The following is a 12,727-nucleotide window of genomic DNA, read 5'->3' as shown; positions in this document are numbered from 1 at the left end:
CCGGATGAAACGGCCCAGCGGTGGACGCTTCGGCGCGACGGCGCCCCGCGACGGGTCGGTCAGCATCACCGTCAACGTCGCCGCCGGGGCGACGACGTTGACGGTGATGCCGCGGGTGCGGTGGGGCGTAGCGCCTACGCGGCCTCGAAGGCGGCCCTCGTGGCGCTCGCCCGCTCCTGGGCCGCCGAGCAGATGCCCCGCGGCATCACCGTCAACGTCGTCGCCCCGGCGGCGACCGAGACGCCGATGCTGACCGACCCGTCGCGGGGCGCCGTCGCGCCGAAGCGTCCACCGCTGGGCCGTTTCATCCGGCCCGAGGAGGTCGCGGCCGCCGTCGCCTACTTCCTGTCGCCCGAAGCAGGAGCCGTGAGCGGCCAGCAGCTGGTGATCTGCGGCGGCAGCTCGCTGTGACGGATCGTGTTCGAGGGGAGCGGATCACCGCCGCTTCCCGCATCGTCTTCGTCGCCGCACCCGGACCATGTCGGCATCGGGTGCCGACGGTCCGGCGCGTGATCCCCGGGACCCGTCACCGCGCCTGGGCGGTCCGGCGCGAGCGGCGCTCGGCCTTGCGGGTGGCCGTCTCCCGGAGATGCTGCTCGATGGCGTCGTTGGCCCGGCCGCGCATCGCCCGGATCGCCTCGACGTCGTCGAAGGTGTCGGGGAAGCGGCGCGACAGCCAGAGATAGGCGCTCGCGAGCTTGACCGTGCGCTCCTGGTAGTCGAGCTCGCCGCGCAGGTTCGCCCGCAGGGCCGGGACCCCCAGGCCCGCCGCGCGCGCCTGGGTCCAGCGCTCCAGCACCGACATCGCGACGTCGTCGCGCCGGTCGATCGGGCAGACGGAGAACGCGAATTTCTCCTCGATCGGCAGGCGCGCGCGGTCGACCAGCCGGGCGACCTCGAGAATCTCCTCCAGGGCGGAGGGCTGGAACGGCGAGCCCGCGTAGAAGGTGGCGCGGGCGAAATGCGCCAGCACCTCGCGCAGGCTCTGGGTCTGCATCTCCTCGGCCACCGAGCGGATCGCGATCAGGTCGGGCCGGACGAAGAAGCGGGTATCGGCCGCCGGCGCCGTCGGCGCGCCGCCGAGCGCGGTCTTCAAAGGCGCGATGCCGGTCTCTTCGCAGGCCGCGACGTAGCCGACCTCCTGATGGCCGTAGCGACCGGCCCGGCCGGCGATCTGCCGGATCTCCGAATTCGTCAGGGCCCGCTCGCCGACGCCGTCGTACTTGCGCACCGCCGAGAACACGACGCGCTGCAGGGGCCCGAGATTCAGGCCCATGCCGATCGCGTCGGTGGTCACCAGCACGTCCGCCTCGCCGGTCCGGAAGCGCGCGGCCTCGGCCCGCCGCACCTCCGGCGAGAGCGCCCCGTAGATGGTGGCGACGCGATGGCCGGCGGCCACCAGCACCTCGCGGTTCTCGTGCACGGCGCGCCGCGAGAAGGCCACGACGGCATCGCCCGGCGCGACCTTCTCGAGCGGCACCGGCTCGTCCAGCAGCACGAGCGGCGTCTTGCGGACGAAGGTGACGACCTCGAGCGACTCGCGCGCCGCCTCGGCCGCCCGCCGGACATACGCGAGGGCGTCGTCCGACCCGCACACGATGACGGTCTTGGCCGGGACGCCGAACAGCGCGTTGGTCCAGGCCCAGCCGCGATCCGGATCGGACAGCATCTGGATCTCGTCGATCACCGCCACGTCGACGGGGCGCGTCAGGTCCGCGGTCTCGATCGTGCGGGCGGTGTGGGTCGGGCTCGTCTCGCCCAGGACCTCCTCGCCGGTGACCATGCCGGCGTGCAGGCCCCGCTCCAGCAGCGCCTCGTAGTTCTCCAGCGCCAGGAGGCGCAGGGGCGCGAGATAGGTGCCGGTCGTGGCCTCGGTCAGCGCCTTGAGGGCGGCGTAGGTCTTGCCCGAATTGGTCGGGCCCATGTGGAACACGATGCGCCGGCCGAGCCGGCGCGCCGCGGTGAATTTTTCGATGTAGGCGCCGAAGCCGACCCGATCCCGCAATTGCCGGAGACGGGAATCCTGGCGCGCCACCGTCCTGGCGCGCTTGCGCACGGGGGTGAGGGTGTGGAACAGCGACCCGCCGAGGTCGTCGCTGAACGCGAACGGACGCGATCTCAGCGAGCGGTCGAGCTGGGCGATATACGTCGAGGCATCGGCCCCGACCTCGCGCAGGTCGAGGCGGATCTGGTCGCGCAGGCGCTCCACCGGCCGGCGCATCGCGCCGGTGATCCGCGCCGTCACCTGGGCGACGGCCGCGCGCAGATCCTCGATCCGCCAGGTCGGATCGTTGCGATGCGCCATGCCGCGCAGGATGGCGGTGGCGGCCGGGTCCGACGGGGCATCGATCCGCAGTTCCAGGCGGCCGTCGTCGAGGATCGGGATCGCGATCCGCACCTGCCAGGCAATGGCATCGCCGTTCGAGACCGTGGCCCGGAGGCTCGGCACCGACCGGCGCAGCGCCTCGATGCCGGTCTCGGCGAAGGCGCGGCTCGCCTTCATCGCCTTCAGGGCCCGCGCGACCCGCCCCTCCTCGACGTAGCCGCCGAATTCCGGCAGGCCGAGATGGCCCCGCACCGCCTCGAGATCGACCGACCGGGGCGGCAGCCCGAGACGGGCGACGATCTGGCCGAGAATCTCGGACGTGGGTTGGACGCGCCTGCGTGCCACGAATCAGTTCCTCTCTTCCCCGCGCCGCCGCCTGGGCGCCTGCCGACCACGCCGCCCAGTCAGGACCCGCGAAGCCTCCCGCGATGAGGCATCGGTCCCACCCGGTCCCTCACGGCCGAGCGTCCTGCACGTCGCGGACCATCCCGTCGTCCCGTTCGAACCGAGATGGCGTGCGGCCGGTCCACAGCAACCGGACGCGACGGCGGGCCGCTTCCATTCTGCAACGCTGCCATGCAGCGGCCAAGGTTTGACAGAAGACCGTGCCACGGTGAGCATCCACATAACGGACAACACGTCCACAATATGGACATCGGGAGGGCGACATGACCACGACTGCACCGGGCGCCGATCCCGCCGCCGGCCTCGACGCCGCCACCTTGCGGCGCATGCCCTACCAGAGGCCGCAGCCGGCAGAAATCCGCCCCGATCTCGTGGTGGCGCCGGCGATCCCCGAGGACGACCGGATCTGGGTGCCGCAGGCCGAGAGCGTGTGGTTCCGGCCGCTCTGCCTGAGCGTCTCGGCCGGCTACTGGATGAACCTGCTCAAGGTCCGCAAGGCCGGCATCCTCAGCCGGCACCGCCATCCCGGCCCGGTCCACGCCTTCGTGCTCAAGGGCAGCTGGCGCTACCTGGAGCACGACTGGGTCGCGAGCGAGGGCGCCTACGCCTTCGAGCCGCCGGGCGAGACCCACACCCTCGTGGTCGACGAGGGCGTGGAGGAGATGATCACCTACTTCCAGGTCACCGGCTGCATGTACTACGTCGATCCCTGGGGCCGTCACACCGGCTACGAGGACGTCTTCACCAAGATCGACCTGTGCCGGGCGCATTACGAGGCGGTGGGACTGGGCGCGGATTACGTCGATCAGTTCATCCGCTGAGGCAGAGCCTCTCGTCATGAACCGGGATCGCCCCGACCGGCGCGGCACGAAATCCGTCGTCAAGATCTAACAAACCGATATCAAACACGAAACGGGAGGACCGGCACGCGATGTCGTCCGGCACTGCATCACGCCTCAAGTCACCGCGCCTGCGCCACATCCAGTGGATCGCGGTCGCGTTCCTGACCGTTGCGGGCATCATCAACTACGTCGACCGCTCGGCGCTCTCGATCGCCAACACGGCGATCCGGGACGAGATGACCCTCTCCCCGGCCGAGATGGGCTGGCTGCTCTCGGCCTTCTCGCTGGCCTACGCGTTCTCGCAATTGCCGGTCGGTGCGCTTCTCGACCGGATCGGCTCGCGGATCATGCTGGGGGCCGGCATGTTCTTCTGGTCCCTGGCGCAGCTCGTCTCCGGCTTCGTCGCCAATTTCCAGCAATTCGTGCTCGCCCGCGCCGTCCTGGGCCTGGGCGAGGCGCCGCAATTTCCCGCCGGCGCCAAGACCGTGAGCGAGTGGTTCAGCTTGCGCGAGCGCGGCACGCCGACCGGCATCTTCGTCGCCTCGTCCTGCATCGGGCCCTGCATCGCCCCGCCGCTCCTCACCGCGATGATGCTGGGGCTCGGCTGGCGCTGGATGTTCGTCGTCACCGGACTCGTCGGCATCGTGGTCGCGGTCGGCTGGGTCCTCGTCTACCGCAACCGCGCCGAGGTGGCGCTGACGCCCGACGAGGTCGCCCATCTCGACGAGGGCGCGGCCCCCGAGCCGCCGGCCCGGCGCATGACCTTCGCGGAGTGGCGCGGATTGTTCGCCCACGCCACGACCTGGGGCATGATCCTCGGCTTCATGGGCGTCATCTACATGGTCTGGCTCTACCTGACCTGGCTGCCCTCCTACCTGGAGCACGAGCGGGGCCTGAGCGTCGCCCGCACCGGCTGGGTGGTGGCGATCCCCTACGTGTTCGGCACGCTCGGCATGCTGTGCGCCGGCCAGGCCGCCGACAGGCTGCTGGCGCGAGGCGCCGGCATCGTCGCCAGCCGCAAGTGGCCGGTCTGCGTCGGGTTGCTGGGCGGCGGCGCCTTCACGGTGCCGGCGGCCTACACGCCGAGCGTGACGATGGCGGTGGTCTACATCTGCCTGGCGATGTTCTTCATCAACATGGCGAGCGGGGCCGCCTGGATGATGGTGAGCGTCGCGGTGCCCAAGCGCCAGGTCGCCTCCCTCGGCAGCATCCAGAACTTCGGCGGCTACTTCGCCGGGTCCTTCGCGCCGGTGATCACCGGCTACATCGTCCAGGGCACCGGTTCCTACGTCAACGCGCTGCTGGCCGCCGCCGCGGTCGCGGTGCTGGCGGCCGTGGCCTACATCGTCCTGGTGCGCAAGCCGCTCGAGGGCAGCGAGACCCTGATCCGGACGGAGCGCGCGGCATGACCCGGCCCGACATGACCCAACCCCAAAACACCTTCGTTCCCGATCTCCTCGCGGGACGCACCGCCCTCGTCACCGGGGCGACCTCGGGCATCGGCGCCGGGATCGCGCAGGCGCTCGCCCGCCTCGGCGCGCGGGTGCACGCGGCCGGCATCGGTGCGGCGGCCTGCCCGATTCCCGACGACCTCGCGCTCACCGCGCACGAGCTCGACGTCACCGACGGCGCGGCCGTCGCCGCCCTCGTCGGATCCTGCGCGCGGCTCGACATCGTGGTCAATTGCGCCGGCATCATCCGGCGCGGCGACGAGCACCGGCCGGAGGTGTTCGAGGAGGTGCTGGCGGTGAACCTCACCGGCACGATGCGGGTCTGCGCCGCGGCGCGTCCGAAGCTCGCCGAGACCGGCGGCAGCATCGTCAACACCGCCTCGATGCTGTCGTTCTTCGGCGGCGGCCTGGTGCCGGCCTACAGCGCCAGCAAGGGCGGCGTCGCGCAGCTGACGAAGTCGCTCGCCATCGCGTACGCGCCGGACGGCATCCGGGTGAACGCCGTGGCGCCGGGCTGGATCGCCACGCCCCTGACCCAGGCCCTCCAGGACGACCCGGCCCGGGCGGGACCGATCCTGTCGCGCACGCCGCTCGGCCGCTGGGGGATTCCCGCCGACGTCGCGGCGGCGGTGACCTTCCTGGCGAGCCCCGCCGCCGCCTTCGTGACCGGGGTGGTCCTACCGGTCGATGGCGGCTACCTCGTCACGTAACGACCGCTCGACGAGGAGGCAGCGCCCCATGGCTCCGGACGACGACGCCGCGACACGGGCCTCCCTGCGCCCCGACGTCCCGGGCACCGCCGCCTTCGGCAAGTTCATGCGGGTGCTGCAGGCGGTGGCGGATGCGCCCGAGGCGGCGACGGTCGCGCGGCTCGCCCGCGACACGCAGCTGCCGCGGCCGACGGTGCACCGCATCGTCGCCGCCCTGGTGGCGGAGGGCCTCGTGACCGAGGAGGACGGGGTCCTGCAGCTCGGTCCCCGCCTCGTCAGCCTGGCCTTCCGCTCCTTCGACGGCTCGCTCCTGCGCCAGGCGGCGCGGGAGCCGCTCGCGCGCCTGCGCGACGACCTCGACGAGACGGTGCACCTCGCGGTGCCGGATTTCGGCGAGATGGTCTATGTCGACAAGCTCGAGAGCCACCGCACCGTGCGCATGGCGTCCCGCATCGGCACGCGGGTGGCGCTGCACACCAGCGCCGTCGGCAAGGCCTGGCTCGCGACCCTGCCCGAGCCCGAGCTGTCCGCTCTCCTCGACCGGCTCGCCCTGCCGGCGCGCACCCCCCACAGCCTGACCGACCGCAGCAACTTGCGCCGCGCGGTCGCCGAGACGCGGGAGCGCGGCCACTCGCTCGACCTGCAGGAGAACGAACTCGACATCTGCTGCTACGGCATGGCCCTGCGCGGGGCCGGACACCGGGTCCTCGGCTGCATCAGCGTGAGCCTCCCGCGCTACCGCTTCGAGACCCTGCCGGCCGAGACGGTGCTGCGGGCGATGTGGGCCTGCGCCGAGGGCGTGGCGCGTGTCGCGGGCGGGCGCTGACCGACGAGATCGCGTCGCGAACCCTCGACGCGGCCCCCGTCACGGGCAATGCTCGGCCACCGCCCCTCCCCGCCGATTCCGGAATCGCCCCGCATGACGCATCGCCTGACCGCCTTGCCCGAGACCTGCCGCTGGGGTTACCTCGACGCGGGCGTCCCGCCGGTCCTCACGATCCGCAGCGGCGAGCGGGTCACGATCGAGACCGTGTCGGGTGGGCCCGACGCCCTGCCGCCGGCGGGCTTCCACGTTCCCCCGGAACTCCTGGCGATCCACGAAGCCGAGACCGGCATCCCCTCGGGCCACATCCTGACCGGCCCGGTGGCGATCGAGGGCGCCCGGCCCGGCGACGTGCTGGAGGTGCGGGTTCTCGACGTCGCGCTGCGCCAGGACTGGGGCTTCAACCGCCACCGGCCGCTCGCCGGCACCCTGCCGGACGATTTCCCGGACTTCCACCACATGACCATCCCCCTCGACCGGGAGCGCCTGACCGCCCGGATGCCCTGGGGGCTGGACCTGCCGCTGTCGCCGTTCTTCGGGGTGATGGCGGTGGCCCCGCCGCCGGCCTGGGGGCGCTGCACCTCGATCATCCCGCGGGCCTTCGGCGGCAACCTCGACAACAAGGAACTCACCGCCGGCAGCACGCTCTACCTGCCGGTCTTCGTGGACGGCGCCCTGTTCTCCTGCGGCGACGGCCACGGCGCGCAGGGCGACGGCGAGGTCAACGTCACGGCGATCGAGACGGCGCTCTCGGGCACCTTCGAGTTCGTGCTGCGCACGGACCTGCGGCTCGGCACTCCCCGGGCCGAGACGCCGACCCACGTGATCACGATGGGCCTCGATCCCGACCTCGACCGCTGCGCCGAGCGGGCGCTGCGCGAGATGATCGACCTCGTGGTCGCCCGCGTGGGCATCACCCGCGACGAGGCCTATGCCCTGTGCAGAATCGCCGCCGACCTGCGGGTGACGCAGACGGTCAACCAGCACAAGGGCATCCATTGCATGCTGCGCAAGGACTACCTGCAGCGCTGACGGACCGGTCCGCATGACCGGGCATGAGGCCCGTCGACGGAACGCCCCCTCCCCGGCCCCGGCGAAACGGCCGCCCGACCCCGGACGAGGTCAGGCGACCATGCTGCGGGACGCCTCGCGCACCTGCTGGGCCGAGTGATCGACCCGGCGGGTGTGGTCGGCGATCAGCGCGATGTTGCGGCTGATCTCCGAGACCGCCTGCGTCATCGCCTGCATGTTCGACGACATCTCCTGGGCGACGACGCTCTGCTCCTCGATCGCGGCCGAGATCGCCGAGGAGATCTCGTTGACCTGCCCCACGGTGGCCCCGATGCCGGCGATGGCCGAGGCGGCCTCGCTCGCCGCCGTTTGCGTCTCGGCGATCTGGCGCCCGATGCTTTCGGTCGCCCGCGCGGTCTGCGTCGCCAACTCCTTCACCTCGGCGGCGACCACGGCGAAACCCTTGCCGGCCTGGCCGGCCCGGGCCGCCTCGATGGTGGCGTTGAGCGCCAGCAGGTTGGTCTGCGAGGCGATCCGGTCGATCGTCTCGACGACCGCGCCGATCCGCTGGGCGGCCGCGGCGAGCCCGGCGACCACCGTCGAGGTGGCGTTCGCCTGCTCGACGGCGCGCCCGGTCACCTCGAGGGCCCGGCCGACCTGCTGGCTGATCTCGCCGACCGAGGCCGCGAGTTCCTCCGAGCCCGCCGCGACGCTCTGGGTGTTCCCGGAGGCCTGCTCGGCGGCGCTCGCCGCGCCGACCGCCTGCTGGGAGGCCTGCGAGATGAAGGAGGCCATGCCGTCGAGGTCGCTGTCGATGGCCCGGTGGAGTTCGGCCCGGCGCAGCCGCTCGGCGACCGCCCGCGTGACGTCGGTGGCGAACTTGACGACCTTCGTCACGCGCCCGGCGGCGTCGCGCACCGGGTTGTAGCTCGCCTGGATCCAGACCTCGCGGCCGCCCCGGCCGATGCGCTTGAACTCGGCCTGCTGGAACTCGCCGCGGCGCAGCGCCTCCCAGAAGGCGCGGTAGGCTTCCGTGTGCCGCTCGGTCGGTTCGACGAACATCCCGTGATGCTTGCCGCGCACCTCCTCGGCCTCGTAGCCGAGGACCGCGAGGAAATTCGCGTTGGCGGTGATCACCGTCCCGTCGAGATTGAACTCGATGATCCCCTGCGAGCGGTCGAGGGCCATCATCTTGCCCTCGAAGTCGGCGTTGCGCAGCTTCTGCTCCGTGATGTCGGTGGCGAACTTGACGACCTTCGTCACGCGTCCGGCGGCGTCGCGCACCGGGTTGTAGCTCGCCTGGATCCAGACCTCGCGACCGCCCTTGCCGATGCGCTTGAACTCGGCCTGCTGGAACTCGCCGCGTCGCAGCGCCTCCCAGAAGGCGCGGTAGGCCTCCGAGTTCCGCTCCGACGCCTCGACGAACATCCCGTGATGCTTGCCCCGCACCTCCTCGGCCTCGTAGCCGAGGACCGCGAGGAAATTCGCGTTGGCGGTGGTCACCGTCCCGTCGAGATCGAACTCGATGATCCCTTGCGAGCGGTCGAGCGCCCGGAGCTTGCCCTCGTGATCGGCGCCGAGCCGCTTCTGCGCCGTGATATCGGTGGCGAGCTTGACGATCTTCACGATCCGCCCGGCGTTGTCGCGCACCGGGTTGTAGCTCGCGCGGATCCAGACCTCGCGACCGTCCTTGCCGATGCGCTTGAACTCGGCCACCTGGTGATCGCCCCGGCGCAGGGCCTCCCAGAAGGCGCGGTAGGCCTCCGAGTTCCGCTCCGACGCCTCGACGAACATCCCGTGATGCTTGCCGCGCACCTCCTCGGCCTCGTAGCCGAGGACCGCGAGAAAGTTCTCGTTGGCGGTGGTCACCGTCCCGTCGAGATCGAACTCGATGATGCCCTGCGAGCGGTCGAGTGCCGTCAGCTTGCCCGCGAAATCGGCGTTGCGCAGCGTCTGCGCCGTGATGTCGGTGGCGAACTTGACGACGCCGTACGGCTTGCCGGCGCGGTTCAGGAGCGGGTTGTAGCTCGCATGCATCCAGATCTCGCGACCACCCCGGGCGATGCGCTTGAACTCGGCCACCTGATGCTCGCCCCGGCGCAGAGCCGCCCAGAACTGGGCATAGGCGGGATCGTCGCGTTCGGCGGGATCGACGAACATCGTGTGATGCCGTCCCTGGATCTCCTCCAGCCGATACCCGACCGCCGCCAGGAAATTGGCGTTGGCCGTGATGATCGTCCCATCGAGGTCGAACTCGACGATCGCCTGCGACGCATCGAGCGCGTTCATGTGCGCCTTCAATCTCTGATTAAGCAAAAGCATGACCGCACTCACGTCTTTCTCCGGGCCGACGCTCCGGACTGTCCGGTCTGATACGCTTCGGCCCTCGCTGATGAGGCCGGACGCTACGGTCCATCCCCTAACGCGAGGCTGCACGCGTTGCTTATAACTTTAGGGAGTGACGACGCTCTCCCCCTCCTGTTTCTTGGACTCTTGGGGGGATCAGCTTTCTGGGAACAGGACGCCCGACGCTTGCCCGTCCGTGCCGATGCGCCGGGTTCCGCTGGGTCGCGTCGGGGTGGCGGCAAGCCTGCGAGCGCCTGCGGGGATCGATCGGCGCGGCGTCATACCCCGAAGCGCAACCCCTCCCGGGCGTAATCCTCCTTCACGCATTGCAGGATCACCCCGATCTCCGGCGACGGGTCGTTGCGGCGGTAGCTCATGATGACCGGGATCAGCGCCCGTTCCTCGTCGAGGGGCCGGTAGGCGACGCCGTCGCGGCGCAGGCGCTCGATCGAGGCCGGGACCACGCAGACCCCCGCTTCGGCCGCGACGAGGCCGAGCGCGGTCTGGAGTTCGCGCACCTCGTGGATCACGGGCGGGCGCACGCCGTGCTCGCGAAACAGCGCCAGGATGCGGTCGGCGTTGTTGGGCCGCGCGCTCTTCGGGTAGAGGATCAGGGCGGTGTCGGCGAGGTCGCGCAAGCGCAACGGCCCCGGCGGGCGGGCGGCGTCCCAGGCCATCGGCACGGCGACGATCAGCTTTTCGTTGCGCAGGAGGACGCGCTCGATCGCCGGATCCTCGATCTCGACCCGGCCGAAACCGACATCGATCCGCCCCTCCTTCAGCGCCGCGATCTGCTCCAGCGTCAGCAGTTCGAGGAGCGTCATGTCGACGTCCGGCCGCTTCGTCCGGTAGCCGCGCAGGATCTCCGGCAGCCGGCCGTAGAGGGTCGAGGCGACGAAGCCGATGCGGAAGCTGTTGCGCTCGGCGACGCGCAGGCGCCGGCCGGTCTCGCGCAGGTCGTCGACCCGCTCCAGGATCTGGAGCGCCTGCTCGTAGATCACCCGGCCCGGCTCGGTCAGCCGCACCGGCCGCGAGCCGCGCTCGATCAGTTCCAGGCCGAACTCCTCCTCGAATTGCTGCACCTGCTTGCTCAGCGCCGGCTGGGCGACGTGCATCGCCTCCGCGGCGCGGGTGAAGCTCTGCGCGCGGGCGACGGCCACGAAGTAGCGCAGGTGGCGCAGCTCCACTCAATCCTCCCCGATCATTCCTGCCCGATCATTCCTGCCAGGAATGGTTTTGTTCCCAATCGGTCTTGGACCTCGTTATGCCGCTTCCTTAGAACCGGAAAAAGAGGAAACGCTCAGGGCGAAAGCGGGGATCGGGACGACGCAGTCCCCCCGAGACCACGCCACCCTGCGCAAGACGAGAGCGAGATCCGATCCGGCCCGCACGGCGCGTGGACCGGCAACGACCTCCCTCGTCTCGAGAACAGCCGGCGCGGCAGGGAGGATATCATGCTGGACGATCTGCATCAGGTGGTCGAGAGCGCGGTCGAGGAGAACCCGGAGACCGGCGTGTTCCGGTGCCGGCGGGACATCTTCACCGATCCGACCATCTTTGAACTGGAGATGCAGCACATCTTCGAGGGCAACTGGATCTACCTGGCCCACGAGAGCCAGATCCCGAACCCGAACGACTACTTCACCACCTTCATGGGCCGCCAGCCGGTGGTCATCACCCGCAGCCGCAAGGGCGAGCTGCAGGCCTTCGTCAATGCGTGCAGCCACCGCGGCGCGATGGTGTGCCGGCACAAGCGCGGCAACAAGGCGACCTTCACCTGCCCGTTCCATGGCTGGACCTTCAGCAACGGCGGCAAGCTCCTGAAGGTCAAGGACCCGGAGAATGCCGGCTATCCCGAGAGCTTCAACCGCGACGGCTCGCACGACCTGACCAAGGTGGCGCGCTTCGAGAACTATCGCGGCTTCCTGTTCGGCAGCCTCAACCCCGACGTGAAGCCGCTGACCGAGCATCTCGGGCAGGCGACGCGGATCATCGACATGATCGTCGACCAGTCGCCGGACGGGCTGGAGGTGCTGCGCGGCTCCTCGACCTACGTCTTCGACGGAAACTGGAAGCTCCAGACCGAGAACGGTGCCGACGGCTACCACGTCAGCGCGACGCACTGGAACTACGCCGCCACGACGAGCCGGCGCAAGGAATCGCACGTCGTCGACAAGACCCGCGCCATGGATGCCGGCGGCTGGGCGAAGCAGGGCGGCGGCTTCTACTCGTTCGAGCACGGCCACCTGCTGCTCTGGACCACCTGGGCGAACCCGGAGGACCGGCCGAACTGGGACCGGCGCGGCGAATTGGCCGAGCAGCACGGGCAGGCGATGGCCGACTGGATGATCAACCGCTCGCGCAATCTCTGCCTCTACCCGAACGTCTACCTGATGGACCAGTTCTCGTCGCAGATCCGGACCTACCGGCCGATCGCCGTCGATAAGACCGAGGTGACGATCTACTGCATCGCGCCGCGGGGCGAGGCGCCGGATGCCCGGGCCCGGCGCATCCGCCAGTACGAGGATTTCTTCAACGCCAGCGGCATGGCGACCCCGGACGACCTGGAAGAATTCCGCGCCTGCCAGATCGGCTATCGCGGCCGCGCGGCGCAGTGGAACGACCTCTGCCGCGGCGCCCAGCACTGGATCGAGGGGGCGGACGAGGGGGCGAAGGCGATCGGGCTGACGCCGCTGCTCAGCGGCGCCAAGACCGAGGACGAGGGCCTGTTCGCGATCCAGCACCGCTACTGGATGGATACGATGCGGCGGCACTTGCCGTAAACCGCCGCCCTCTCCCCTCCCCCTTGTGGG

At 70.5% G+C, this 12,727-nt stretch carries 10 protein-coding genes and 1 pseudogene; 7 read left to right on the top strand and 4 right to left on the bottom strand.

Going from position 1 to position 12,727, the window contains the following annotated elements; all coding sequences use genetic code 11:
- Window positions 1-120 precede the first annotated feature (120 nt).
- Window positions 121-411: an SDR family NAD(P)-dependent oxidoreductase gene (locus QR78_RS14125; protein WP_244278479.1), complete on the top strand. Its 291-nt coding sequence runs from the start codon at window positions 121-123 to the stop codon at window positions 409-411.
- A 115-nt stretch (window positions 412-526) separates the two neighbouring features.
- Here QR78_RS14125 and QR78_RS14120 read toward each other — a convergent pair whose 3' ends face one another.
- Entirely contained in the window at window positions 527-2,671 is a 2,145-nt protein-coding gene (locus QR78_RS14120; RefSeq protein WP_048428170.1) for a helicase-related protein, read from the bottom strand.
- Window positions 2,672-2,994: 323 nt separating this feature from the next.
- Here QR78_RS14120 and QR78_RS14115 point away from each other — a divergent pair, with 323 nt between their 5' ends.
- The 5 genes from QR78_RS14115 to QR78_RS14095 all read left to right on the top strand — a co-directional run bounded on the left by QR78_RS14115 (window position 2,995) and on the right by QR78_RS14095 (window position 7,589).
- Window positions 2,995-3,552 carry a 2,4'-dihydroxyacetophenone dioxygenase family protein gene (locus tag QR78_RS14115; protein ID WP_048428169.1) on the top strand — a complete coding sequence of 186 codons (558 nt, stop codon included), beginning with the start codon at window positions 2,995-2,997 and terminating at the stop codon, window positions 3,550-3,552.
- Window positions 3,553-3,662: 110 nt separating this feature from the next.
- Window positions 3,663-4,982 (top strand): MFS transporter, encoded by a 1,320-nt coding sequence (locus QR78_RS14110; protein ID WP_048428168.1) that lies wholly within the window; start codon window positions 3,663-3,665, stop codon window positions 4,980-4,982.
- 11 nt (window positions 4,983-4,993) lie between these two features.
- Entirely contained in the window at window positions 4,994-5,734 is a 741-nt protein-coding gene (locus QR78_RS14105) for an SDR family NAD(P)-dependent oxidoreductase (protein WP_082172122.1), read from the top strand.
- Between the two features lie 28 nt (window positions 5,735-5,762).
- Window positions 5,763-6,560 carry an IclR family transcriptional regulator gene (locus QR78_RS14100; RefSeq protein ID WP_048428166.1) on the top strand — a complete coding sequence of 266 codons (798 nt, stop codon included), beginning with the start codon at window positions 5,763-5,765 and terminating at the stop codon, window positions 6,558-6,560.
- Between the two features lie 93 nt (window positions 6,561-6,653).
- Complete coding sequence (locus QR78_RS14095; protein WP_048428171.1) at window positions 6,654-7,589, top strand: acetamidase/formamidase family protein; 936 nt, start codon at window positions 6,654-6,656, stop codon at window positions 7,587-7,589.
- A 90-nt stretch (window positions 7,590-7,679) separates the two neighbouring features.
- On the opposite strand, the gene QR78_RS31940 is transcribed toward QR78_RS14095, so the two are convergent.
- From QR78_RS31940 to QR78_RS14085, 3 genes and pseudogenes are all read right to left on the bottom strand, one after another.
- Complete coding sequence (locus QR78_RS31940) at window positions 7,680-9,167, bottom strand: PAS domain-containing methyl-accepting chemotaxis protein (RefSeq protein WP_082172123.1); 1,488 nt, start codon at window positions 9,165-9,167, stop codon at window positions 7,680-7,682.
- A pseudogene (locus QR78_RS36780) lies at window positions 9,159-9,890 on the bottom strand (PAS domain-containing protein); the annotation flags it as partial. The gene QR78_RS31940 and the pseudogene QR78_RS36780, both read right to left, overlap by 9 nt.
- 302 nt (window positions 9,891-10,192) lie before the next feature.
- A complete protein-coding gene (locus QR78_RS14085; protein ID WP_048428164.1) occupies window positions 10,193-11,101 on the bottom strand; it encodes a LysR family transcriptional regulator in 909 nt (302 codons plus the stop codon).
- 267 nt (window positions 11,102-11,368) lie between these two features.
- On the opposite strand from QR78_RS14085, the gene benA reads away from it, so the two are divergent.
- On the top strand, window positions 11,369-12,697 hold the full coding sequence (gene benA, locus QR78_RS14080) for a benzoate 1,2-dioxygenase large subunit (protein WP_048428163.1): 1,329 nt from the start codon (window positions 11,369-11,371) through the stop codon (window positions 12,695-12,697).
- The last annotated feature ends 30 nt before the right edge of the window (window positions 12,698-12,727 follow it).

Source organism: Methylobacterium indicum, from assembly GCF_001043895.1.
GTDB classification, from domain to species: Bacteria; Pseudomonadota; Alphaproteobacteria; order Rhizobiales; family Beijerinckiaceae; genus Methylobacterium; species Methylobacterium indicum.
The sequence above is the reverse complement of the archived record's forward strand: the minus strand, read 5'-3'. Positions and strand labels throughout refer to the sequence as shown.